General features: G+C 59.4%; 25 protein-coding genes. 4 read left to right on the top strand and 21 right to left on the bottom strand.

Features of this window, described 5'->3' with window-relative positions; genetic code table 11:
* The 18 genes from AO068_RS13005 to AO068_RS12920 all read right to left on the bottom strand — a co-directional run bounded on the left by AO068_RS13005 (window position 1) and on the right by AO068_RS12920 (window position 14975).
* The gene (locus tag AO068_RS13005; protein WP_058408571.1) at window positions 1-1875 is read right to left on the bottom strand and encodes a hypothetical protein; all 1875 of its coding nucleotides are present in this window, start codon (window positions 1873-1875) and stop codon (window positions 1-3) included.
* Between the two features lie 10 nt (window positions 1876-1885).
* Window positions 1886-2485: a YmfQ family protein gene (locus AO068_RS13000; RefSeq protein ID WP_058408570.1), complete on the bottom strand. Its 600-nt coding sequence runs from the start codon at window positions 2483-2485 to the stop codon at window positions 1886-1888.
* Complete coding sequence (locus AO068_RS12995; RefSeq protein ID WP_058408569.1) at window positions 2473-3513, bottom strand: baseplate J/gp47 family protein; 1041 nt, start codon at window positions 3511-3513, stop codon at window positions 2473-2475. Before AO068_RS12995 ends, AO068_RS13000 begins: the two co-directional genes overlap by 13 nt.
* On the bottom strand, window positions 3503-3901 hold the full coding sequence (locus tag AO068_RS12990; protein WP_005743973.1) for a phage GP46 family protein: 399 nt from the start codon (window positions 3899-3901) through the stop codon (window positions 3503-3505). The genes AO068_RS12995 and AO068_RS12990 overlap by 11 nt, the downstream gene beginning before the upstream one ends.
* A complete protein-coding gene (locus AO068_RS12985) occupies window positions 3898-4410 on the bottom strand; it encodes a phage baseplate assembly protein V (protein ID WP_058408568.1) in 513 nt (170 codons plus the stop codon). Before AO068_RS12985 ends, AO068_RS12990 begins: the two co-directional genes overlap by 4 nt.
* Window positions 4407-5534 (bottom strand): phage baseplate assembly protein, encoded by a 1128-nt coding sequence (locus AO068_RS12980; protein WP_058408567.1) that lies wholly within the window; start codon window positions 5532-5534, stop codon window positions 4407-4409. The genes AO068_RS12985 and AO068_RS12980 overlap by 4 nt, the downstream gene beginning before the upstream one ends.
* 3 nt (window positions 5535-5537) lie before the next feature.
* Window positions 5538-6962, bottom strand: a complete 1425-nt coding sequence (locus AO068_RS12975; protein ID WP_058408566.1) for a DNA circularization protein — start codon at window positions 6960-6962, stop codon at window positions 5538-5540.
* A complete protein-coding gene (locus tag AO068_RS12970; RefSeq protein WP_058408565.1) occupies window positions 6959-9103 on the bottom strand; it encodes a phage tail tape measure protein in 2145 nt (714 codons plus the stop codon). Before AO068_RS12970 ends, AO068_RS12975 begins: the two co-directional genes overlap by 4 nt.
* Before the next feature lie 130 nt (window positions 9104-9233).
* On the bottom strand, window positions 9234-9530 hold the full coding sequence (locus AO068_RS12965) for a phage tail assembly protein (RefSeq protein ID WP_016982695.1): 297 nt from the start codon (window positions 9528-9530) through the stop codon (window positions 9234-9236).
* Entirely contained in the window at window positions 9527-9874 is a 348-nt protein-coding gene (locus tag AO068_RS12960; RefSeq protein ID WP_003316279.1) for a phage tail tube protein, read from the bottom strand. The genes AO068_RS12965 and AO068_RS12960 overlap by 4 nt, the downstream gene beginning before the upstream one ends.
* Before the next feature lie 60 nt (window positions 9875-9934).
* Entirely contained in the window at window positions 9935-11431 is a 1497-nt protein-coding gene (locus AO068_RS12955; protein ID WP_058408564.1) for a phage tail sheath subtilisin-like domain-containing protein, read from the bottom strand.
* An 18-nt stretch (window positions 11432-11449) separates the two neighbouring features.
* A complete protein-coding gene (locus tag AO068_RS12950; RefSeq protein ID WP_057455684.1) occupies window positions 11450-11638 on the bottom strand; it encodes a DUF2635 domain-containing protein in 189 nt (62 codons plus the stop codon).
* A complete protein-coding gene (locus tag AO068_RS12945) occupies window positions 11635-12225 on the bottom strand; it encodes a phage tail terminator protein (protein ID WP_058408563.1) in 591 nt (196 codons plus the stop codon). Before AO068_RS12945 ends, AO068_RS12950 begins: the two co-directional genes overlap by 4 nt.
* Before the next feature lie 45 nt (window positions 12226-12270).
* A complete protein-coding gene (locus AO068_RS12940) occupies window positions 12271-12609 on the bottom strand; it encodes a hypothetical protein (protein WP_058408562.1) in 339 nt (112 codons plus the stop codon).
* Window positions 12590-12979 (bottom strand): hypothetical protein, encoded by a 390-nt coding sequence (locus AO068_RS12935; RefSeq protein WP_003411734.1) that lies wholly within the window; start codon window positions 12977-12979, stop codon window positions 12590-12592. Before AO068_RS12935 ends, AO068_RS12940 begins: the two co-directional genes overlap by 20 nt.
* A 234-nt stretch (window positions 12980-13213) precedes the next feature.
* Window positions 13214-14065: a putidacin L1 family lectin-like bacteriocin gene (locus AO068_RS12930; protein ID WP_058402099.1), complete on the bottom strand. Its 852-nt coding sequence runs from the start codon at window positions 14063-14065 to the stop codon at window positions 13214-13216.
* Window positions 14065-14259 carry a Com family DNA-binding transcriptional regulator gene (locus tag AO068_RS12925; protein ID WP_058408561.1) on the bottom strand — a complete coding sequence of 65 codons (195 nt, stop codon included), beginning with the start codon at window positions 14257-14259 and terminating at the stop codon, window positions 14065-14067. The genes AO068_RS12930 and AO068_RS12925 overlap by 1 nt, the downstream gene beginning before the upstream one ends.
* Window positions 14260-14531: 272 nt before the next feature.
* The gene (locus AO068_RS12920) at window positions 14532-14975 is read right to left on the bottom strand and encodes a hypothetical protein (protein ID WP_058408560.1); all 444 of its coding nucleotides are present in this window, start codon (window positions 14973-14975) and stop codon (window positions 14532-14534) included.
* A 190-nt stretch (window positions 14976-15165) separates the two neighbouring features.
* Between AO068_RS12920 and AO068_RS12915 the strand changes: the two genes are divergently transcribed.
* The 4 genes from AO068_RS12915 (at window position 15166) to estP (ending at window position 18569) form a co-directional block, all read left to right on the top strand.
* Window positions 15166-15777, top strand: coding sequence for a LexA family protein (locus tag AO068_RS12915; protein WP_058408559.1), 612 nt, complete (start codon window positions 15166-15168; stop codon window positions 15775-15777).
* Window positions 15778-15928: 151 nt separating this feature from the next.
* Window positions 15929-16177 carry a DUF1654 domain-containing protein gene (locus tag AO068_RS12910; RefSeq protein ID WP_058408558.1) on the top strand — a complete coding sequence of 83 codons (249 nt, stop codon included), beginning with the start codon at window positions 15929-15931 and terminating at the stop codon, window positions 16175-16177.
* 121 nt (window positions 16178-16298) lie between these two features.
* Window positions 16299-16541, top strand: coding sequence for a pyocin activator PrtN family protein (locus AO068_RS12905; RefSeq protein WP_003316268.1), 243 nt, complete (start codon window positions 16299-16301; stop codon window positions 16539-16541).
* A 105-nt stretch (window positions 16542-16646) separates the two neighbouring features.
* A complete protein-coding gene (gene estP / locus AO068_RS12900; protein ID WP_058408557.1) occupies window positions 16647-18569 on the top strand; it encodes an esterase EstP in 1923 nt (640 codons plus the stop codon).
* A 935-nt stretch (window positions 18570-19504) separates the two neighbouring features.
* Here the strand turns inward: estP and trpE are convergent.
* From trpE to rpe, 3 genes are all read right to left on the bottom strand, one after another.
* A complete protein-coding gene (gene trpE, locus AO068_RS12895; protein ID WP_058408556.1) occupies window positions 19505-20986 on the bottom strand; it encodes an anthranilate synthase component I in 1482 nt (493 codons plus the stop codon).
* A gap of 69 nt (window positions 20987-21055) precedes the next feature.
* Complete coding sequence (locus tag AO068_RS12890) at window positions 21056-21874, bottom strand: phosphoglycolate phosphatase (protein ID WP_058408555.1); 819 nt, start codon at window positions 21872-21874, stop codon at window positions 21056-21058.
* The gene (gene rpe / locus AO068_RS12885; RefSeq protein WP_005733270.1) at window positions 21871-22545 is read right to left on the bottom strand and encodes a ribulose-phosphate 3-epimerase; all 675 of its coding nucleotides are present in this window, start codon (window positions 22543-22545) and stop codon (window positions 21871-21873) included. The genes AO068_RS12890 and rpe overlap by 4 nt, the downstream gene beginning before the upstream one ends.
* Window positions 22546-22670: the final 125 nt, after the last annotated feature.

Below are 22670 nucleotides of genomic sequence, written 5' to 3'. Positions count from 1 at the left end.
TTATCCAACTCGTTGAAAGAGTGTACGTTCGCTGCCCGAAAAAGCGCCGTGTGCACGCCAGGTGCCTCCGCCAATAAGGCCAGAATTGTTACCGGCACCATCGCTACCGTTTGTAGAGCTATAGATCAGGTTGGTGCCGGATACCATGCCTCCCTGATTAACCAGCCCTTGGGAATTGATGACACGTGCAAATGCATAGGAGCCGATGCCACCGAGCCCCAGTGCGGCAACTTTTGCGGGCAAATTCTGATCGTTGATCATGTCGCCAAAGTCAGAGCTGTCGACCTGAAGGCGCAAACTACCGGCACCGTTGTAGCCAAGGCGAACCTTGTTAGCGGACATGTTGGCACCGCCGCCCTGCTCGACTGGCGTGTAGCCAAGACGCGGTTGCAGGTAATAGACCTGACCGTCAGAGGCTCTGCGCATATAAGGCAGGTTTACGTCATTACCGGCAAAGCCGAGAACAGTTATGGAGTCCGCTGTGGGTCGCTGCGCATCACGAGCATCCGTCTCGGCCTTGGTATAAGCATCGGTGATGCCATATGCAGCAAGCGTGGTGCCCCAGTTGGCCTTGCCGTTGGGATCAAAGTTAGCCGCATACCAAACGCGTCCCAAATCGGTAGCGTCCACGGTCAATTTGAGGCCGTTATCAGACCAGCCTATCTTCACAACGTTATTGGATTGACCTGTGCCTGTACCTTGCTGGACGGGCGTGTACCCCAACTTTGTCTGAAGCCAGCTAATAGCAGAGTCTGCAACACGCCGCATGTAGGGTTGCCCTAGATCCCCACTGGCCAGCCCTACATAAGAGATAGCGTCCGCCAACGCCCTACTGGCCAGTCGCGTATCCACTTCACTTTTGGCATACACCTCAGCCTTGGTGTAAGCGTCAGTAATTTTATAAGACGCCAGCGTAGTGCCCCAGTCAGCTTTAGTGGCTGGATTAAAGTTGTTCGCATACCAGATATTGCCAAGATCAGTAGCATCGACCATCGCCTTGAGGCCGTTATTCGACCAGCCGATCTTCACCTTGTTGTCGAGCTGACCGGTCCCCCCTCCTTGTTGCACCGGAGTAAAACCCAGGTTCGGTTGCAGGGAAACCAAGGCGCCATCGGACTCACGGCGCATATAAGGCGCATCAGGCTTGTTATTGGAAAGACCTACATGCGTGATGGAATCACGCAGCGGCCGCTGAAGATCGCGCAGATCGGCCTCGGCCTTGGTATACGCATCCGAAATACCATTACCGCTAAGTGTTGTAGGGTTGCTCCCCTCTTCCACCTGCCCGAACTTATTGACCTTGACCCGGGTGTAATCACCCGCAGCAACACCACTGCGTCCCAATAGACGCTCGAACGCAAGGTCAGTTGTACCCAACACCGGCACTGTCGTATTGACCAGTTGCCATACAGTCCCGGCGTTTTTCGTGCCGGCCTGCACCGGCACCAGATGACCCGGCGTGCATTCGGTGCTTTCGTTCGCATCCTGCGCACGAGCCCAGGCGCCTGCCGCGGCCACGTAAATCCAGTTCTGCGACGCAGTGTCCTGATTCTTCACCAGCACCCGATCACCGGCCACCAGCGTGACGTCATCAATGGTCTGCAAACCGCTCAGCCCAATGGAGACTGTCGTGGCGCAACGCACTGCTTTCTTATAGTCAGATGCGGCGAGCCCGAGAATGGCCCTGTGCAATTGAGTGACATCTTCCTCATTCGGCACCAGGCCAGCGCCGAGGATGACGTTCAAAATCTCCTGCGTCACCGAATTCCCCCATGCCGCAGGGATCAGCGAGCCGGGTGTGCCGGTTGCCGGGTTTTCATCTACAAACTTGCCGCTTGCCAAGCCTACGCCTGGCACACTCTTGGGATAATCCACGTTGTGTTCCTCAGTTGAAGTTAACGAATTCGACGCTATGCGCCGGTGCAGCTCGACGGATCAAACATTCGATAGCGAGCCCGGGGTTGACCCCGAATCGCTCTCCCCAGTAGCTGGCCCCGAAGCGCCGCCCCAGCCGCTGGCGACCGCCGGTGTTCAGGGTCCACATGAACTGCGCGTTCCAGGTGCCGAAGTGCGCCTGGCCAAAACGCGAACGCCCCATACGGGGCGCTCGAAATTCGGTGACGGTGGCGTCGGGGTAGCCCTGGCTGACGGCAATGTCGATGTAGAACGCTGCGTTCTGCCCTCCTGTTGCCACCAGCCGCTGGCGCACTGACAAGCGTCGATCTGCGAACAAGGGTTTGAGCCCCAGGCACGGATCCGGCAGGTTCATGACCCGCTCCCAGTCCGGTACCAGTTCACTGACGGTTGCAGGGTCCATCTCGTTGAGCAGGTCGAACGCACGGCCATCGATGCGCGCGAACTCGCGGGACAGGCCGGTAATGACCTGCTGCAATTCCGGTACGCGCTCCGGGTCCCACGCAGGCCCGGGTGGCAACAGCGCCTGCAATTGCCCGGCGTAGTGCTCGGCAGTTCTTATGACGACCATTGAATGCCCCCGAACGTGAGTAACTGGTTAGGGCCTGCGGCTACATTGGCAACAGGAGCAATCAGCACATGATCGGTTTCGCCGGTCGCGCGGCTGATGGCCTCGGCGATGTGCGTCAGCAGCAGGGTTTCGCCCAGTCCGCCCTCACGGTTGTGCAGGTCCAGCAATTGAGCCTCAACCGCTGATCGCACGGCAGAGCTATCAGGCGTGAGCCTGATCGTGTAGATCACAGGCTTCTGCACTGGCGCCAACACATATACATCGGCAGTAACCGGACGCAGCGGCTCTATGTAAGCAGCCACCGCAGCCAGTTGCTCGGCGTCAGGAATCGGGTCAGCCTCATCGTCACGCATGAAGAACACTGCCACCGTGCCCGGCCCCATGAAGCGACGCACACACCAGGCGCGCGTCACGCCCGGCACTTCCAGCGCCCAAGTCACGTAGTCGTCCTGATTGCCGCCGTGAGGAATGACCCGGTAGGAGCGCACCACACGAGCACGCAACGACTCGATACTTTCCTGCGCGATGCCGCCAGTCAGACCGTCGCCGATGACGGTGAACGTACTGTCGATGCCTTCGACCGGTTGCACGGCAGTCATGACCAGACCGGCATCTGCGTTACCAAGCACGCCTGCATCCACGGCTTCGACCGTGGTTGTGTTGTTGCCTGCAACCGTGGTGACGCCTTTTGTCACTCGATAGAAGCGCCCGTCAGTGAATTGCAGAACCGTGTCGACATCCAGCACTGCACCGGCAGCGGCGGTAAAACGCACGGAGCCAGTGGCGGCCTGGGCAACCTTGCGTGGCTGCCTCAGGCGCAGGATGGCTTGCCGCTCGAGGGTCTCCTCGTCGGCGGTGTCCGGCAGAATCTGGTCGGCGATCCAGTCCTGATAGCCGTACAGCCCGTAGGCCGCACCGCTGTGTGCACGGGACAGTACCCGGGCATCGGACTGACGCAGCGCTTCGTCGGCGAGGTCGACCTGGGTTCGGTTGATCAGCGCCGGTAACGTAGGTGTTTCAAACGGCATAAATCACCTGCCACTGTTCAGAAGGGTTGAAGCGCACGATCTGACCGTCCGAAACGACCAGCTCGACGCCCAGGTTCAGGCGATTGCTCTGAACCTGTTCGGTAAGGATGTTGATGTTGCTGACCTGACCGTCGTCGATCAGCCAGGCAAGCGCTTCGCGCGCATAGAACTCGGCGTCGCGCTGGGTCTGCGCAGTGAGCCGGACCCTGCGCAGCAGCCACAGCCTGGAGCCGATACGGTCGTTGGCCTGCGCCGGGTAGGTATCGCCCCACCAGCCAAAACGTTCGGCATCGTCGAACGGATCGTCCGCTTCGGCGCGACGCCAGGTGAACAGGCTGATGACCACCGAGCGCAGCAAGGACGCCTGCAGAGAGCCTTCAATAATCATCCGGCACCTCCAGCAGGCGGTCCGCTCTGGCCGTTACCTGCCTGAACACCGCCATGCAGATGGCTGATCTGACTGATGCCAGCGGCAAGCTGGTCGCCCTGGGACACGATCTTTCCGGTCTGGGTGATCTGCGGTGTGTCGAAGTTCACCGCTACGGCCGCCTTGATGTTCAAGGTGTCGGTTTCAATGTCGATGACCTTGCCGCGCTTGAGGTGAATCTTGTCGCCCTCGTCGGTGTAGATCGCCACTTCGCCCGACTCCAGGCCCTTGAGGCGATAACGACGATCAGCCACCACCAGCAGCAGCCCGTGTGATCGGTCGCCGCCAATAAAGGCGGCAATGCCCTCGGCGCCAGCCAGCGGATTGCTGGTGAAGCCGTAGGGTTCGAAGTGTTCCATGTCATCCTTGACCTCTCCGGCGGTGAGGCGCATTTGCAGCGCCTGCATTTTGCTGCTGGCCCTGGCGAGCACCACCGTGCCGCGCACCAGCATGCGATTGAGTAAGCTCATGAGGTTGTTTCCTCGTCGATGGGCAGCAGCCAGGAGTAAGCGTCCTGATTGACCTGCACCTTGCTGCGCTTGTTGGGGTCACCCGGCTCGGCCTGAAAACCTTCAGGCGGACCGACCACCAGTGTGGTGATCGTGCCTTTATCGGTCAGGGAATAGGTCACCGCTGAAATCAGCATGTTCCTGCTGGTAAAACCGATGACCGGATCGATCACCCGCACCATGGTGTTGTGCCGCCAAAGCGCGCCGTTGGACTGCCGCCAGCCCTGCACCTTGTACGTGGTGAGCAGTGCCTTGCCGGCCCGCTGACCACGCTCCCAATTGGCGCGACTCAGGGCGAGCGCGGGAGTGATCGGGGCGTCCTCATGCACGATCAGCACACGCAGACGTTTTTCATGCTCCGGGTCGTCATGCCTGAGGTCGATGACTTCGGCTGACACCTCCGACGCTTCCTTGCCGAATGTCTTGTCATTACCGGTCTGCTGACCAATCACCCGGTATTCGGAAAAGAGTCCGGAAAAATCCCGGGCGATGCTGGCGCTGAGTACATTCTTGCCGAGCTCGAGCGCGTCGGCGCTCTGCCCTCGACTCCCCGGCCTGGCCAGTACCACATTGCCGTACTCGTCATCGGTGGAAAAAATCCGGAACAGGGTCAACAGTCGGTCAATGGACTTGAACACGGTTTCGGCCGGCTCGATGGTGTGATCTGCCATTTTCGAGGTCTCCGGTATTTCGCTGATTACCGTCAACTTGTAGGGAGCAGCCAATGCCTCGACAATCTTCAGCACCCCAACGCCTTTCCACTGGCTCGGCCTGTTGATAGCCGAGCAGTCAATGAGGTCGGCGGTTTTCGAGCGACCGGAAATCGTCAGTTTGACCTGCGTGCCGTCGTAGCTGACCGGCGCGGCAAACACCCAGCCGGTCAGGATCAGCTCGCCGCCGATACGCACTTCGCAGGCGGCACCGGGGGTGATCGGATGCGCGACTTCAGTGCCCGGCCACTGCCAGGTAATACTCACCTCAAAGCTGCGGGCCTGACGCTCGATCCCGGCAGATATTTCCACCGATTTCCAACCGGCATAGTCGTGCTTGTCTACCGTCAGGGTGACAACGTTAGGGTCGATCATGGGTTACTCCCGAGCGATCTTCAGCGTGCCGGGCGGCACGAAACCAGGATGCGCAAGGCGGTTGCGCTGCACAATTTCCAGCGCCCGACTGGCGTCGCCGAATCGGCGATAGGCCAGCACCAGCGCAGGCAGCGGTTCGGACACCTTCATGTCCACCAGACGTACCCCAGACGCAGCCACCGCATTGAGATGGCGGACCAGGGCCTGACGCAAAGTGTTCAGCGCCAGGTAGTGTTCGGGGTCGGCTTTCAACGACGCTTCCCAGATGGCCGAACTCAGCGTGTCGCGCAGTTCGATAACGTCATCGGCAACCGGCACATCCACACGTTGCAGCGCTTGCGTCACCTGCTGATCAAGCGAGGGCACCACATTCAGCGGCGTGACCGTCGTCGCAATCGGCATGCTCGCGACGATTCTCGCCACCTTGACCAACAGCGCATCCTGTACCAGGTTGGCAGTGGCCTGAGCCGTCATACTGGTATCAAGACCGCTGCCCTGGCTGACCAGATTGATACCGGACACCGCCTCTGCCTGTTGTGTGGCCTCGGAAATGACTGACCGGTAATCGACCGTTTCAACAGAGGACACGCCGCCAGTGCTGCGGGACCTTGCTGTCGTGCTGCTCGCAGCAGTGCCGTTACTGCCACTCGCGGAACCGCTGCCTGAGCCGCCCCCTGTCGAGCCACCGGAACCTGACCCGACATTCGTTGCGGTACTCGCCCCGCCAATACTGCTGGTGCCGTTCGCTCTTCTGGCTCGACGACTGTCGCCATCGAAACTGGCAAAGAACGTGGTAAACAGCGTGCTGACCGTCAACGGCGCGTTGACCAGCGAATGCACCAGCGCGGTGACATCCGAATAGATCGCCATGAACGGTGCGAACTGCCGCTGAATGGTCGCGAACACACCCGACAGGGTGCTGCGTAGCGCCTGAATATTGATACGCACCGCGTCCACCGTGGCCATCACCGAACGGTAGCGCCTGAGCGCCGAGTCCAGCAGGCTCTCGGACGCGCCCAATAACTGCCGCCGGGTGTTGAGCGTGGACACCGGAAACTTGAGCGGGTTGGCCGGATAGAACTTCAGGTCCAGCCGGACAAGCCCGCCTTCGTTCAGGTTGTGTGTGACGCCGCACTCGCCAACCTGAACCTGCACGCGACCCAGCCAGGGATGCACCAGCTCGCCAGCCCCTTCCTGCTCCAGCGCCTGAAGCAGTTTGTCTCGCTGTTCGAAACAGTCGGGACCGACAATGAACCCCGTCAGCGTATGAACTTTCGACTGTTTGCCCAGCGACTCGAAATAAGGCTCGTCGCGCTGTGGAAACTCATGCAACTGCCCCTTGCGGCCTGCCGGGACGACGGCTTTTTCAATGAAAAAACCGACGCCCCGAAAAGACGCTGGCAGCAGGCTGTCACGCCATGTACTCATGATCCGGCTCCTGCGCCGAGGGTTCGATAACCGACGTTTGGCGATATCGTCAAACCCGGCTGGTTGGTTTGCACTTGCCCGGCACGCATGCCCGGCGGCGCGTTTTCAAAGCGAATGTTGAGCTCGCCTTCAAGTCGCGGACCGGCCCCGCCTGCGCCCTGCTGCAGCAACAGGCTGCCGGGAACCAGTGGGGCGGGTACGCCGAGCAATTGGCTGGTCGACGGCACGCCAGTGGCCTGATTGAGCAACTGCTGATTCATGCGAACGTTGTCGACGGCACCGGCCGCCAGAAACGCACCGGTCCCGCCGCCCGGCCCTGCATTGCGTATCCGCTGTTCTTCCGCGAACTGATTGGCCTTCTCGGTCGCCCTCTGCAGCACGGTCTTATCAGTGTCGCCACCAAACCAGCTCATGATCGGTTCGATGAATGGCTTGATGTCCGCCCACAGACCTGCGAACCAGGTTTTGATCGGCTGCCAATTCTCGATGACCATGCCCAGCGGCGAAAAACTGAACAGTGTTGCCAGCACATCGGTAAACGGCTGCGACTCGGCCTTGATGGTTTCCCATAGCCCGGCGAAGTACTCGGAGATTGGCTGCCAGTTGGCCACGACCATGCCCAACGGCGTCCAGGCGAACAGCGTCTGCAGGAAGTCGAAAAACGGGTTTGCCAGCGCCTTGATAACGTCCCAAAGCGCAGCAAAGAACTCGGACAGCGGTTGCCAGTTGGCGACGATCATACCGAGCGGCGTCCAGGCGAATACCGCCTTTAGTACGTCCCAAAGCGCCATGGCCGGCCCACGAATCGCTTCCCAGACAGCTTGAAAATAAGGCGCGACGGTCGACCAGTTGGCAATCAGAAGACCTGCCGCCAGCGCCAGGCCGCGCACGATCAGGGCCAGCGGTGACAGGCCCATCACCGCGCCAAGTACGCTCATGGCGGTCGTCGCGGTCATGACCGCAACTTGCAATACACCGAACGCAATCGCAGCGGCCACCACACCCTTGATCACGCCAGGGTGTTCGGCCGCCAGCGCGGCGACCTGAGAAATCATCGGCCCGATCACGGCCATTGCTTCGTTCATCGCCGGCAGAAACATACTGCCGATATTGATGCCCAGACGATCGACACGGTTGGTCATCTCTTTGATGGCCGTGGCCGTGGTCTGGGAGTTGTCGGCGAATTCCTTCTCGATAGTGCCGCTGTTCTGCACGCCCTCGCCGACCTTGGCCAGGTTGGACCTGAGCACATCCAGATTGGCCAGCAGTGGCGTAATAGCACCCAGCGATTCGGCACCGAACAGTTGCGTGATGACATCCGACTGCTTGCCGGGGTCAACACTGGAGACCGCCGTCAGAACCTTTTCAATGGTCCCGGACGGGTCACTCTGCATGCCTTGGGTCAGCTGATTGACGTCGAGCTGCAACGCCTCGAACGCCCCGGCTTTCGCCGCGCCACCTTCGGTCAACGACTGCATGAATCGCTTCATGCCGGTGGCGGCCACATCGGCCGGCACATCGACGCTGGCCAGCGTGGCGCCCATTGCCGCCAGCTGCCCGGAGGCCATCCCCGCAACCGGCCCAAGCGGGCCCATTGCAGTCACCATGGTGGCGATTTTCTTTTCCAGGTTGTTGCCGCCGAGCACGTTGATCTTCTCGGACAGCGCCGCGACTTGCGGTTGGGTCATCTGGAACGATGAGCGCCACGAGGCCATCATGTCGCCCGACTCGGCCGCCGTCTGATCGAATGCGACACCCATTTTCACGGCATCGCTGGCAAACCCGGTCAGTTCTTCACGCGGTACATTGGCCTTGGCACCGGCAGCAACAATCGCCGCGATGCCATTGGCGCTTTCCGGCAGCCGTTCACTGAGATCCAGAATATCGGACCCCATCTGCTGGAACTGCTGCGGTGTTTCAAAGCTTACCGAGCGTTTCACGCCGGCCATGCTGGTCTCGAAACCGATCGCTGCCTTTACCCCGGCAATCAAAGGCCCCGCCAAAGCGTTGTCCGTGACTGCCTTGCCAAGGTCTATGGCCCCCAGACTGGTCTCGAGGCCTTTGACATTGTTGCGGATAGTTGCCAGCGTTGGAGACAGCTGGTCGACGCCGGTAATCAGCGTTCTGATAGTGTCTGCCATCACTCCCCCTGCAGGATCTGGTTGATGCGTTGCGCCTGCAAGATCGATTCGGTGATGACGTCCAGCTCCCTGGACATCATCAGTTCGGGATCGGTCTTCCAGAAGTACGCGAGGTCGTAAACGACGGCGATCAGTCCTTCAAGGTTGCTGATGCCGCTGCCATGAAAAAACTCGCAACCTTCCAGCTCAACGTATTGATGTCGCACAGGTCCATCTGATTGACCGACGAGGGCGGGATGCCGGCGCAGACGGCGATGTACTTCGCCGCCACGTCCAGATCCAGGGAAACTTCCTCGTTCTTGTCGATCCTGTACGGCAGGGCCTTGATAGCCCGCGCTTCCTGCGTCGTAGGGCGCCGGAAGGTCAGTTGCGAAAGGGTTTCGCCGTGCGCTTCGATCGGGCTGGCCAGGTCGATGACTTCACTCATTGCCAGCTCCCCTGATTGCCGTCGAATTGCAGTTCGATGGTGCCGTCGTCAGCCTTGCTGCTCGGCTCATCGACCAGGTAGGCGCCGGACAGGACGTAGGTCTTGCCGTTCTTGAACTCACAGGTGATGGTCATATCCACACCGGTAGTGAGCAGCTTGAGCGGCAGATCCGCGGTATGCACGGCGGTGAATTTCAACCAGGCGGCCTTTTCGGTTTCCTTGTAGTAACCAGGCACGACGGTCTCGCGCTTGATGTTCATCAGAGGCGCTTCGCCGCCGCCGCTGATGGTCAATTGGGTGCCATCCACTTTGATGTAGCAGGTACCCGCAACTTTCTGACCCATGTTGTTTATCTCCAGAATGAAAAAACCCGCACGAGGCGGGCTTGAAAGGGTTGGTTAGGCTTATGCCGCTTCGTCGTACTGCAAGCGGAACTGGTTGAGCAGCGCGAACACGCGCAGGCCGTTGATGTAGTCAGGCGGGAACATCACGTTCACGCGGCTTGGGTCATTGCCGTCACGCTCGACGATCAGGTGCTGGGCGAACGTTTCGGCGTTCTCCACATGACCCTCTTCTTCAAGACGTGCGTATTGCGCAATCAACTCGCCACGGATGGTGCTCGGCGTGATGATCGGCTGGCCGGCACCGAAGCGCGTGCCATCGTTGGCCAGCTTGTGGCGGCCGTACTTGCTGGTGATGATGCCTTGCAGACGACGGATGATAAACGCCGACTGGTGCATGGTTTCGCTGTCCAGGTACGAGTTGTCAGCCTGGCCGTAAGCGTTCTTCTGATAGGTGGTGATCGAACGCTGAATGCGCACGTAACCGCCTTCGTAGTACGCCGTGGCGATGCCGTAACGCAACAGCGACTCACGCTCGGTCAGGGTGAAACGCTGACTGGCCGGCGCCGGATCGATGCCAGGCATGGTGCCGCTCTGGGTCGGACGGCTGGCGTCGGCAGAGATGAACACCGCCGTGCGTGCAGCCAGGGCAGCGGCTTGCAGCCAGACAGGTTGCGGCACACCGTTTTCGACACCCTGCAGGGTGATGTGCTGATCGTTGCGCAGTTGACCTGCAGCCACCAGCGTACCGACCGTGCCGCGCTTGGCGGTGTAAACGTGGCCGTACAACTGACGCGCCCAGCTCCAGCGACCGGTGCTGTCATCCATCGCCGCTTTCCAGGCATCCAGCGTGGCGGTGTCGGTCCACGGCATGCACAGGAACTCGAACGGTTCGTCGCCCAGCGCAGCCAGTGCCTTGAGCTGATCAGGCGTACCCACGCCGCCGGTCATGGCAGTGACTGCTGCCGTCAGGCCAGCCGGAATGACTTCACCATTGGTCTTGCCCTGGCGGTTGAATTCCAGCTGGATGTCATTGCCGCTCGCCCCGCTCCATTTGCAGGAAAGGGTCAGCACACCCGCTTCGACAGCCGCGGTGACCGGCAGGTCAGGCGTGGCATTGATCTTCACCGACAGTGCCGTGGCCGCTTGGGCAGCGGTTGCGCCGTTAACGACAGTGGCCTGCACTCGCATGCCGCCGACATACAGGTTCAGCAGACCGGCTTCGGTCGCCGCCCCGCTGAGGGTGACTTTCGCGCCGGCCTTGGCGCCTTCGGTATTGAGCAGCGGCAGGCACCAGACTTCGCCGGTGGGGTCCGCCTTGCGCCAGGTTTCATACATCGAGGCCAGCATGGAGCCCTGACCGCCGATGTTTTTCGCCAGCGCCACGCTTGGCACCAGCACCAGAGAACCCAGTTCGGGGCCGGACACATCGTCGTTGACCTGCGCAACGATCAGTCGACGCATGCTGGCCGACGCGCTGTTGGCGGCCGAGTTATCCATCTCCGCATAAAACAGCGGCACGCGAACATCGGATGGAATGTTGTTAAAGCTGATAGCCATTGTTTGGCTTCCTCTTGGTTAAGCCGTGAAGGCTTGTTGGGTGGTGGTGGATTGCTCGGTTTGAAGGGTGATGTCGCCGTCGTTCTGACGACGCTGCCACCAGGCGTTGAAGGTCACCTGCCGGCCTTCGACGGGCAGCAAATCGCCCGCCTCCGGATCCGGCACAGTGCGGCCCTCGGCCGGTACTACAGTGATGCGTTGAGTCATGGGGTTACCTCTGCTGTGAATTTCGCTTCGATACGGCCATCAGGGCCGGGGGTTTTCAGATTCGGATCTGCGGGGTCAACGCAGTCCATCTCGAGGGTGGCACCGGTAAAGCCGGGCAAACCATCCAGATACGCTTCATGCCAGGTTTCGGCGGGCTGATCGGAGGTGTTGCGGCCCAGTTGAAACTGCGCTGCAAACCCGAAGCGATACGTCACCCGGTCGCCGCTGATCTGCACCAACGCACCACCGGTGTATTGCATCGCGTCGTAATCGCGATCCGGGTTCCAGCCCACCAGCGCCCGCCACAGTTCAGCGCGCAGGGTGTGCAGTTGCTCACTGGCTTCCTGGCCACGCTTGTCACCGCCATCAAGCACCACCACCACGTCAATCCGGTCGGTGATGTTCTGGCGAATGACGTTCTGCAAATCGTTGGCGGTGGACTGATCGCCCGTGGCAATCACGTAAGCCGACGGGTGAGCGAGCTGATCGCCCAGAGCGACGGCAGCCCAGTCGATACCGGCACTGATTCGTCCGGCAAAGCTGGGGCAGGTCGCCTGCAAATGGGCAACTATCGGAGTTATCTTCATAAGGGGTTCCGCGTGTGTTGAAGGTTGATCCGGCGTGAGGAATGCCTACTGGTTCGCCTTGCCCAGCGCCTCATCCGCCTTGTCTGCAGCACGGCTGGCCGTGTGAGCGGCCTGACTGGCAATTGATGCAGCACTCTCGACCTTGTCTGCCGCCTGGGTGGTGGTTTCGGCCAGCCTGTCCAGGCGCCGGTCGCGCTTGCCCAGTGCTGCGTCGTAGGCATCGCGAACCTCGGCCAGCTGCTGCGTATGCTCGGCATTCGCCGACCACTGCCCGGCCTGAAAACCGAGCATCAGGCAGCCAGCGATCAGCAGCACGGAAATCAGCCAGACCTCCAGGCGCCGCCACCAATGGCGAGCGATGAAATCAATTGCGCATCTGTGCATCGTTTGCACCTCCGAGTTGGGATCGCAGCCGGGCTATTTCGGCGCTTTGCGTGGTGACCTTGTCGGTGAGTTGAACGATGTGGCTGGTGAGGGCTTCGATCTTGCCCTCCATCCGCCCAACCGCTGCGGCGAGCTCGTTGCGCTCCTTGGCGAACTGATCAGCCCGCGCTTCAGCTTCCTTGCGCGCCTGGCGCTCGGAGTCGAGCAGTTCATTGAGGCGGCGCACCGTACCGATGTCCGCGTTGTCCATCGCCCGGTCTGTCGCATCTCTGGAAAGAAACTTGCGCAGCCATAGAAAGCCGCCAAGCAGAATTGTGCCCGTGCCGCCCAGCCAGGTAGCTGTGCCTGGGCCTAGGTCGGTTGGGTCCATTGGTGCTCCATTAATTCAGATTCCGCTCATGGCGGCATTGACTGTAGTTATTCTCAAATAGCGAAAGGCAGTAAAAGCGGCTTAAATAACTCATCATTACTGAGTTATGCATCTCGTATAGATAGACCGGGCAATGGATAAGTACCCTGCCCGAAGATACTTCTCGTCAAAGACAGACCAACGAATATCCGCCACCCAGGCAGATCAGCTGGGTGGTGGATAGGTGATCGTCAGTTAGAAATCCCAGCCGACACCACCAAAGAGCGGAAGCGGGCCGGTGCTGTGGTCTGGATAAAATACGCGGCGTGGAGGTCGGACTGGTTCAGGAGCCCACCCGAAACGCGCCCAGACCGGCTTGTCCTGAACAATGACAAACGCACCGTTCGACTGGATCTGAGCGTAGGCACCCGGGTTTCCCTGGGTACCTGTATTCCAGATCGCTACACCAGCATCGGTGTAGATGACAAAATTGCCATCCGACTGCATGACAGCCCGGGTAGCGCCCTTGTTATGCGTACCCGCGTTCCATACCGCCTTCATATCTCGATCGTATACAACAAGATTGCCATCAGCCTGGAAGATGAGCTTGAACTCGCCAGCAGGATACGGAACGGCAATTTGCATCGACTGATCAGCGTTGAGGACTTTTGCGTCAAATGCGCCGGGCGTGAACGCAAGCCTGCCGTTACTCGACCACAACGCTCGAATATCAAGAACAACAAGGTTGCCGTCATCCTGGATTGAAAGCTGAGTACGCTCGATTGCGTCATACAGGTTCCTCGTGGACCACACCCGGCCTCTTATCGGGTCGTACAGGTAAATATTCCCGTTCGTGAGCAAATGCATGCCAATAGGCCCCTCAAGTGCCACCGTCTGACTGTACTGCTGATTGCCGTCAGCGATCCAAACAGCTTTTCCGGTCTCTCGGTCGTAAATCGCCAGATTCGCATCGTCTTGTAAAAGAAGTTGATATTTTCCATTTGGAGAAAGAAGGTATTGGCCCTGAACCAGAGTCTGCAGAGCAGGCATCTTGGATGCTCCGACCTGAACGAAAGAATCAGTATGTTTCGGGTAATAAGCGGGCATTAGTTCACCTTTTGAGTTAAATGATTGTTGGCGGAAGATTCCGCTTTTATGTCGCTCAACGGCGATAACTCGAGGCTCGCGGCCTTCACATGATTCAACGTTCCGCAGCGGGAACATTTGATCTGGAGCTCTGTGTACTCACCCATGCGGGCCAGCAGCTTCTTGCACTGCCCGCATCGATAGTCCTTCAACATGTGCACTGGCCTCCGTGTGCCTGGCCCAATAAAAAACCCCGCCGAGGCGGGGTTTGAGATGGGTCGCGAGTGACCGGTTGTGGCTGTTGATCAGCCTGTTTCCGGCTGCTGCCCTGAGGCGCAAATCGCATATCGTGGGACCTTTTTACCCCCCTCCGGAAAGCCTGGGAAGGGGCAGTTTCGGGGTGGGTCGAGTTTGACCGGAGTTCAACACGAGTTCGGCCACAGCTGTGCAATCGACCCGGATAAACGGCGTGAAACCGTGTCTTCATTTACCCTTGGGCAGTCTTGTCGGCGACGGCGTTGTTGCTTCTGGAAGCGCTGCGCTCAGCGAGAATCGCCAGCACTTGCTGGTGAAGCTTGTTGATCCAGTTGCGATAGGTGCGGTCTGCGCCTTCATTGATGCCCACCAGACGCATCTGCTCGCGCACCGGCAACGACTCGACATAACGCAACGTCGCCAGTTGCGCCAGTTCAGGCCCGCGGCTCTTTGCAGGGCTGCGCGAAAGCTGCGCCACAGCCGCCTCGACTTCACTGCTTATATAGTCCAGGCCGCTGCCATTACCCACCAGTGCGCGCGAGCCGGGTGTGCGGCGCGGAATGTACGCGCCCCATTCCATGATCCCAGCCATCGGGCTGCTCAGTCCGCCGCCCAGGCCAATGCGCATGCGTTGCTCGCCCCAGTGCTGCATCACCGCTTCTACTTTTTCGATCATCGTGTCTCTCCTGTAGGATCTTTCTGAAAACTGCGCCCGGCTTCTTCCGCCAGACACAGCCAAGGCCTCACAATACATTTTGTATTTTTACGACACAACGAAGCATTACATTATGTATATTGCTCAACACCCTACAGCCTGTATGATTCGACGCATGAACAGAAAATGGTATGAAGTCGCAAGACAGGTCATGGAAACCCAGCAGATCAGCCAGGAAGAGATGGCTGAGCGCATGGGCGTGACGCCCGGCGCGGTGGGGCATTGGCTGAATGGCAAGCGTGAGCCGAAGATCGAGGTTATCAATCGATTCCTGACCGAGCTCGGCTTGCCGATTCTGACCACCTCCATTCCGGCCAGCGAACCCGGCATGCACAACGTGGAACCCACGGTGCAGCCCTCGCGTTTCTATCGCTATCCGGTCATAAGCTGGGTTGAGGCCGGTGGCTGGAGTGAAGCCGTCGAGCCCTACCCTGCCGGCTATTCGGACACCTTCGAGATCAGCGACTACAAAGCCAAGGGCCGTGCCTTCTGGCTGGTCGTGCGAGGCGACTCGATGACTGCGCCCGCAGGCCAGAGCATTCCAGAGGGCATGCTGATTCTGGTCGATACCGGAATCGAGCCCACTGCCGGGAAGCTGGTCATCGCCAAGCTGCCGGAAAGCAATGAAGCCACGTTCAAAAAACTGGTCGAAGACGCCGGGCGCTATTTTCTCAAGCCACTTAACCCCGCCTACCCCATCCTTGCAGTGACAGAAGAATGCAAGCTGATTGGCGTCATCAGACAGATGACAATGCGCCTGTGACCCCCAATGCCTCGCCCAAGCCCCGATAGCCGGGGCTTTTTTATGTGCGCCGTTTCCCACCTGACAATCGATGATGTCGGAAACATTTGCAGCTTGCGTGGGAAACACCTCTCAATTACTGTATGCGCATACAGTAAAAAGGAGTTCACGCATGCTTAATCCGTCCCTCGACCATTCGCAACACGATGCTTACCTGGCCCTGGCACAACGTATTCAGGACGCTATTGCCAGCCACAAGGCTCAGATCGAGCATCAGGTGCTCCTGATCAGAGAGCCTGGCGAATCCGTTGCCCATTGGGAGCACATCGTGGACCTGATCAGCGAAGCCGAGGGCATCACCGTGACCCGCAACCCTGAAAACGGCACTGCCCACGTGTCCTGGTACATCGATTCCCTGTGAAGAAAATGATACAGAACGTATTTAAAATACAAACTGTATTGTTACGACGCGCTACATATCGTATTGTTTGTTTGCACCCCATCTCGCGGGTACTCACATACAAGCCACAGGGAGTCATGGAATGAACGAAATACTGGATCAACTTCGCAAAGAATTCGCCACGCCGTGCCCTTCACTGAGCGCCGTCCGAGAGCGTTATTTTTCGCACCTGTCGAACGACAGAAATCTGCTGCGCAAGATCAACGCAGGACGCATCGACTTGAAAGTCAGCCGCACAGGCGGCAGTCGTCAGGGTCACCCCTTCGTGTACCTGCATGACCTGGCCAACTACCTGAGCGCCATCGTGACCAACAGGGCTGCCTGAGGTCAAAAAAACACCGCCGCAGCGCGATAATGTTCATCGAACTTTGCAGTCATGAAAAATCTTGCTACGTTTCCGGTACAAAACAAAAATAACCGGGATCCGTTCATGAACAAGACATCAAGGCGCTGGCCCTTCGCGGCCTGCCTGTTATCGCTTGCCTGCGGCACCGCTGCTGCCGCGCCCTATTCGACCATGGTGGTGTTCGGTGACAGTCTGGCCGATGCCGGGCAGTTTCCGGATACCGCCGGGCCCAGGGGCTCCACGTTAAGGTTCACCAATCGTGTCGGCCCCACGTATCAGGACGGCAGCGGTGAAGTGTTCAATCTGAACTCATCGACGCTGATTGGCAGAATGCTCGGTGTTCCGGCAGGAGATCTGGCGGCCTCCACGTCGCCAGTCAATGCTGCGCTGGGAGCACCCGATGGCAATAACTGGGCAGTCGGCGGTTATCGGACCGACCAGATTCTTGAATCGATCAACTCGCAATCCACCGTTGTCGACCCGAACACCGGCACACTGCTGCGCAGCCGGACCGGCTACCTGCCCGCCAACGGTTTTCGTGCCGACCCCAATGCCCTTTATTACCTGACCGGAGGCGGCAACGACTTCCTGCAGGGTCGTGTGGTGAGTGCCAGCAGCGCCGTGCAAGCCGCCAACCAGTTGGCTGACAGCGCGCAAGCCCTGCAACAGGCCGGTGCACGCTACATCATGGTCTGGTTGCTGCCCGATATCGGTAAAACGCCAGCCTTGAGCGGTTCGCCACTGGCTTCGGCGACCTCCGCACTCAGCGCGGGCTTCAATCAGCAACTGGTCAGCCGACTGGCACAGATCAATGCCCAGATCATTCCGCTGAATGTTCCGTTGCTGATCAATGAAGTCCTCGCTGAACCGGCACGCTTCGGGTTCGATCCCAACGAGAATCTGGTCAGTACCTGTTTCAGCGGCAATAGCTGCACAGAAAGCGCAGCCAACGGCAGGTCCAGCGCGACGCCGAATCCGAGCCGGGTATTTTTCAACGACCGCGTCCACCCGACGGAAGCCGGACAACGACTGCTGGCCGACTACGCCTATTCACTGCTCTCGGCCCCTTGGGAAATAACCCTGCTGCCGGAGATGGCCAATGGCACGCTGCGGATGCATCAGGACGAGATTCGCGCGCAGTGGCTGAGCGACTGGGGCAACTGGCAAGGTGTCGGCCAGTGGCAGAGCATGCTTTCGGCAGGCGGTCAGAAAATGGACTTCGACGCGCAGGACAGCTCGGCTAATGCTGACGGAAGAGGCTATAACCTGACCATTGGCGGCAGCTACCGGTTTGCCGAAAACTGGCGCACCGGTGTTGTTGCCGGGGCTTATCGCCAGAATCTTGAGGCCGGCCCAAGAGACTCGGACTACAAACTCAACAGCTACATCGCCACCGCGTTTCTGCAGTATCAGGCCAACCATTGGTGGGGTGATCTGGCGGTGTCGGGCGGCAAGCTTGATTACGAAAATGCCGAGCGCAAGTTCGCGCTGGGGGTCAGCGAGGGTCAGGAAAAAGGCGATACCGACGGCGAGATGTGGGCGGCCAGCGGGCGAATCGGCTTCGACATCGCGGGGGCTGCCAGCCGCTGGCATCTGTCGCCTTTTGTCAGCGCCGACTACGCGCATATCGATGTCGATGGCTACTCGGAAAAAGGTGATCGCTCGACGGCACTGACCTTCAGTGATCAGACCCGCAAGTCGCGGCGTGCAGGCGTTGGTCTGCAGGGCAAGTTCCAGGTGACACCGAGCACGCAGGTATGGGGAGAAGTTGCCCATGAAAGGGAGTTCGAGACCGATCAGCAGGACGTGACCATGGCGCTCAACAGCGTACAGTCAGTGGGTTTCACGCTGGAAGGTTACACACCGCAACGCGACCTGAATCGGGCAACGCTGGGCGTCAGCCAGAAGCTGACCCAAGACCTGACACTGCGCGGCAACTACAACTGGCGCAAGAACGACGACGTGACCCAGCAAGGGGTGAATGTTGCGTTGAGTATGAGTTTCTAGACAGGCCGCAGGAGCGAGCGTGAGGCACGATAATCTGACTATCGTGCGTGGCGCTTTTTCAGGGTCTGACTATCGTGCGTGGCGCTTTTTCGGGGCCTGACTATCGTGCGACGCTCCGCGTCGCATGCCGTTCTGGACGCTNTGAGAACTGCGGCGCGGCGCAAATCTGTGACGCGGAGCGTCACCCACGGCATTCCCACGCTGGAGCGTGAGGAACGATGATCTCAACTATCGTACGTGGCGCTTTTTCGGGGTCTGACTATCGTGCGACGCTCCGCGTCGCATGCCTTTCTGGACGCTCTGCGTCCTATCCTGAGAACTGCAGCGCGGCGCAAATCTGTGACGCGGAGCGTCACCCACGGCATTCCCACGCTGGAGCGTGAGGAACGATGATCTCAACTATCGTACGTGGCGCTTTTTCGGGGTCTGACTATCGTGCGACGCTCCGCGTCGCATGCCTTTCTGGACGCTCTGCGTCCTATCCTGAGAACTGCAGCGCGGCGCAAATCTGTGACGCGGAGCGTCACCCACGGCATTCCCACGCTGGAGCGTGAGGAACGATGATCTCGACTATCGTACGTGGCGCTTTTTCGGGGTCTGACTATCGTGCGACGCTCCGCGTCGCATGCCGTTCTGGACGCTCCGCGTCCTATCCTGAGAACTGCGGCGCGGCGCAAATCTGTGACGCGGAGCGTCACCCACGGCATTCCCACGCTGGAGCGTGAGGAACGATGATCTCGACTATCGTACGTGGCGCTTTTTCGGGGTCTGACTATCGTGCGACGCTCCGCGTCGCATGCCGTTCTGGACGCTCCGCGTCCTCTCCTGAGAACTGCAGCGCGGCGCAAATCTATGACGCGGAGCGTCACCCACGGCATTCCCACGCTGGAGCATGAGGAACGATAGCTATCTAACTACCAGAGCAGCAAGCCTGCTCAACCCTCGGCAGGCTGCGACGCCAGGGCTACAGCACGGAACATGGCGCGGCGCTTGTTCAGGGTTTCTTCCCATTCCAGTGCCGGCACCGAGTCGGCAACGATACCGCCACCGGCCTGTACATGCAGTTCACCGTTCTTGATCACCGCAGTACGAATCGCGATGGCCGTGTCCATGTTGCCATTCCAGGCCATATACCCCACCGCGCCGCCATAGACGCCGCGCTTGACCGGCTCCAGCTCGTCGATGATTTCCATGGCGCGAATTTTCGGTGCGCCAGACAACGTGCCAGCCGGCAGAATCGCCCGCAGTGCATCCATTGCCGTCAGCCCGCTTTTCAGTTGACCGGTGACGTTGGAAACAATGTGCATCACGTTGGAATAACGCTCGATAACCATCTTCTCGGTCAGTTTGACCGTACCGATCTCGGACACCCGCCCAACGTCATTACGGCCCAGATCGATGAGCATCAGGTGTTCGGCGATTTCCTTGTGATCGGACAGCAGGTCTTCTTCCAGCGCAAGATCAGCCTCTTCGGTGGCACCGCGAGGGCGAGTACCGGCGATTGGACGCACCGTGATCAGGTTGTCCTCGACCCGCACCAGCACTTCCGGCGAACTGCCGACGACATGGAAATCGCCGAAGTTGAAGAAGTACATGTAAGGCGTCGGGTTGAAGCAACGCAGTGCCCGATACAGATCGATGGGCGCGGCGCTGAAATCGATGGACATGCGCTGTGACGGGACGACCTGCATCACGTCGCCCGCGAGGATGTACTGCTTGATTGTGTCGACCGCAGCCTCGTAATCGCCCTGAGTAAAGCTGGAACGAAACACCGGGTCGGCGGCCGGAGGTCGGTCCAGGTCCAGCCCGCGACGCGGAGTGATCGGCTGACGCAGTTTATGCATCAGTTCATCAAGCTGCGCAACGCCACGTGCGTAGGCATCCTGTTGCGCCGGATCGACCAGCACGATGGCGTGCATCTTGCCCGCCAGGTTGTCGAACACCACGACCGCGTCAGACACCATCAACAGGATATCCGGCACGCCCAGCGGGTCAGGATTCGGGCAGTTGGCCAGACGCTTCTCGACATAGCGCACACAGTCGTAGCCAAAGTAGCCCACCAGCCCGCCGTTGAAGCGTGGCAGCCCGGCAATCGTCGGTACGTTGTATCGCGCTTTAAAGGTCTCGACGAAGTCCAGCGGGTCTTCGACATCCAGGCTTTCGATCTCGACGCCATCGTGGGTCACGCTGACGTGATGGCCATGAACGCGCATCACGGTGCGGCATGGCAGGCCGATGATCGAATAACGCCCCCACTTCTCGCCGCCCTGAACCGACTCCAGCAAATAGGAGTTGGGCTGATCGGCAAGCTTGAGGTAGATCGACAGCGGCGTGTCGAAGTCGGCCAGGGTTTCGCGGGCAAGCGGGATACGGTTGTAGCCTTCAGCGGCCAAACGCAGGAATTCTTCACGGTTCATGAGCAACCTCGTGGTTTGAGGAAAAACGGTCAGTCAGGCAAACGTGCCGGCAGGCTGGCCAGGATCAGGTCAGGCGCGCCAACGCCAGCGGGCCAGGGCCTTGATGACTTTCATCCAGAGCTTGCGAGTGACCACCACGATGGATTCTCTTGAGGAGGGACGTTTGATGTCGGGCAACAGTATCTCAGCGTCCATGTCCAGGCAACCGGGAATCAGTTTGCGCAGATCATCGATGACCATCGCCGGGTTTTCCTCGGCAATCGGCCGCCCATGGTTGTAGCCATAACTCAACGCGACGCAGGCCACACCGGCCGCCTTGGCAGCCTGTACATCACTGCGTGAATCACCCACGAACAGTGCTTGCGAGGCAGGCACACCCGCCATTTTCATTACAAAAAACAGCGCGGCAGGGTCAGGTTTTTTCTGCGGCATGGTATCGCCACCGATGATCCAGCGAAAGAAACGCCCCAGCTTCATCTCATCCAGCAACGGCGCGACAAAGCGCTCCGGTTTGTTGGTGATGAGGGCCATTTCGACGCCCATCTTCTGCAGCCATTTCAGGGTTTCACGCACGCCGGGGTAGACCACGGTGAACTCGTGCTTCTGAGCGTAGGCACGCATGAAGATCTCCAGACCCTGCTCAGCCAGTTCATCATCGACGCCACTGTGGTCGAGGTGGTTGGCCAGCGCGCGGCGTACCAGCACCGGTGCGCCATTGCCGACCCAGGCGCGGACCGACTCAAGCCCGGCTATTGGCCGGCCAAGTTCAGCCAGCATGGTATCCACCGCTACTGCCAGATCAGGGACCGAGTCCACCAGGGTCCCGTCCAGGTCGAACATGATCAGCCTGGGCAACTTGCCTGCAAACAGCTGCTCAAAGCCGCTCATGCGCGGGATGCTGCCAGTTCTGCACGCATTTTCTCGATCACTTCCCGGTAGTCCGGCGCGTTGAAAATGGCCGAACCGGCAACGAAGGTATCAGCACCTGCCGCTGCGATCTCACGGATGTTATTGACGTTTACGCCACCGTCGATTTCCAGACGGATGTCGCGTCCGGAAGCATCGATCAAGGCGCGAGCCTCGCGCAGCTTGTTAAGCGTACCGGGAATGAACTTCTGCCCGCCGAAACCCGGGTTGACGCTCATGAGCAGGATCATGTCGACCTTGTCCATCACGTACTCCAGCAGGTTCAACGGCGTGGCCGGGTTGAACACCAGACCTGCCTTGCAACCGCCTTCACGGATCAGTTGCAACGAACGGTCGATGTGCTGAGTCGCTTCCGGATGAAAAGTAATGTAGGTAGCACCTGCCTCGATGAAATCCCCGATGATGCGATCCACCGGGCTGACCATCAAATGCACATCGATCGGTGCAGTAACGCCATATTTGCGCAACGCGCTGCACACCATCGGACCAATGGTCAGGTTCGGGACGTAGTGATTGTCCATCACATCGAAGTGGACAAAGTCGGCGCCGCTGGACAGCACGTTGTCGACTTCCTCGCCCAGACGGGCGAAGTCAGCGGAAAGAATCGATGGGGCAATAACGAAGGGCTGCATGACGCACCTGTTTGAGCAGAATCACGGTGCGCGGATTGTACGCCAAGCTTCGCCTGGAGCGGTAAGCCTCAAGCTGCACGCCAATGGATTCGCCTTGGCTGGCAGATTGAAACTTGCTGCGCCCG

This window comes from Pseudomonas sp. ICMP 3272 (assembly GCF_001466905.1).
Taxonomy (GTDB): domain Bacteria; phylum Pseudomonadota; class Gammaproteobacteria; order Pseudomonadales; family Pseudomonadaceae; genus Aquipseudomonas; species Aquipseudomonas amygdali.
This window is presented reverse-complemented; position numbering and strand designations above follow the sequence as displayed.

What these genes read in the sequence shown, in the direction of transcription:
- AO068_RS12970 (WP_058408565.1), bottom strand. Translation starts at nt 9,103, where the DNA reads ATGGCAGACACTATCAGAACGCTGATTACCGGCGTCGACCAGCTGTCT.
- AO068_RS13000 (WP_058408570.1), bottom strand. Translation starts at nt 2,485, where the DNA reads ATGGTCGTCATAAGAACTGCCGAGCACTACGCCGGGCAATTGCAGGCG.
- AO068_RS12890 (WP_058408555.1), bottom strand. Translation starts at nt 21,874, where the DNA reads ATGAGCGGCTTTGAGCAGCTGTTTGCAGGCAAGTTGCCCAGGCTGATC.
- AO068_RS12945 (WP_058408563.1), bottom strand. Translation starts at nt 12,225, where the DNA reads ATGAAGATAACTCCGATAGTTGCCCATTTGCAGGCGACCTGCCCCAGC.
- AO068_RS12930 (WP_058402099.1), bottom strand. Translation starts at nt 14,065, where the DNA reads ATGCCCGCTTATTACCCGAAACATACTGATTCTTTCGTTCAGGTCGGA.
- AO068_RS12965 (WP_016982695.1), bottom strand. Translation starts at nt 9,530, where the DNA reads ATGAGTGAAGTCATCGACCTGGCCAGCCCGATCGAAGCGCACGGCGAA.
- AO068_RS12920 (WP_058408560.1), bottom strand. Translation starts at nt 14,975, where the DNA reads ATGATCGAAAAAGTAGAAGCGGTGATGCAGCACTGGGGCGAGCAACGC.
- AO068_RS12925 (WP_058408561.1), bottom strand. Translation starts at nt 14,259, where the DNA reads ATGTTGAAGGACTATCGATGCGGGCAGTGCAAGAAGCTGCTGGCCCGC.
- AO068_RS12995 (WP_058408569.1), bottom strand. Translation starts at nt 3,513, where the DNA reads ATGCCGTTTGAAACACCTACGTTACCGGCGCTGATCAACCGAACCCAG.
- AO068_RS12905 (WP_003316268.1), top strand. Translation starts at nt 16,299, where the DNA reads ATGAACGAAATACTGGATCAACTTCGCAAAGAATTCGCCACGCCGTGC.
- trpE (WP_058408556.1), bottom strand. Translation starts at nt 20,986, where the DNA reads ATGAACCGTGAAGAATTCCTGCGTTTGGCCGCTGAAGGCTACAACCGT.
- AO068_RS12915 (WP_058408559.1), top strand. Translation starts at nt 15,166, where the DNA reads ATGGAAACCCAGCAGATCAGCCAGGAAGAGATGGCTGAGCGCATGGGC.
- estP (WP_058408557.1), top strand. Translation starts at nt 16,647, where the DNA reads ATGAACAAGACATCAAGGCGCTGGCCCTTCGCGGCCTGCCTGTTATCG.
- rpe (WP_005733270.1), bottom strand. Translation starts at nt 22,545, where the DNA reads ATGCAGCCCTTCGTTATTGCCCCATCGATTCTTTCCGCTGACTTCGCC.
- AO068_RS12985 (WP_058408568.1), bottom strand. Translation starts at nt 4,410, where the DNA reads ATGAGCTTACTCAATCGCATGCTGGTGCGCGGCACGGTGGTGCTCGCC.
- AO068_RS12910 (WP_058408558.1), top strand. Translation starts at nt 15,929, where the DNA reads ATGCTTAATCCGTCCCTCGACCATTCGCAACACGATGCTTACCTGGCC.
- AO068_RS12955 (WP_058408564.1), bottom strand. Translation starts at nt 11,431, where the DNA reads ATGGCTATCAGCTTTAACAACATTCCATCCGATGTTCGCGTGCCGCTG.
- AO068_RS12950 (WP_057455684.1), bottom strand. Translation starts at nt 11,638, where the DNA reads ATGACTCAACGCATCACTGTAGTACCGGCCGAGGGCCGCACTGTGCCG.
- AO068_RS12975 (WP_058408566.1), bottom strand. Translation starts at nt 6,962, where the DNA reads ATGAGTACATGGCGTGACAGCCTGCTGCCAGCGTCTTTTCGGGGCGTC.
- AO068_RS12960 (WP_003316279.1), bottom strand. Translation starts at nt 9,874, where the DNA reads ATGGGTCAGAAAGTTGCGGGTACCTGCTACATCAAAGTGGATGGCACC.
- AO068_RS12940 (WP_058408562.1), bottom strand. Translation starts at nt 12,609, where the DNA reads ATGCACAGATGCGCAATTGATTTCATCGCTCGCCATTGGTGGCGGCGC.
- AO068_RS12935 (WP_003411734.1), bottom strand. Translation starts at nt 12,979, where the DNA reads ATGGACCCAACCGACCTAGGCCCAGGCACAGCTACCTGGCTGGGCGGC.
- AO068_RS12980 (WP_058408567.1), bottom strand. Translation starts at nt 5,534, where the DNA reads ATGATCGACCCTAACGTTGTCACCCTGACGGTAGACAAGCACGACTAT.
- AO068_RS12990 (WP_005743973.1), bottom strand. Translation starts at nt 3,901, where the DNA reads ATGATTATTGAAGGCTCTCTGCAGGCGTCCTTGCTGCGCTCGGTGGTC.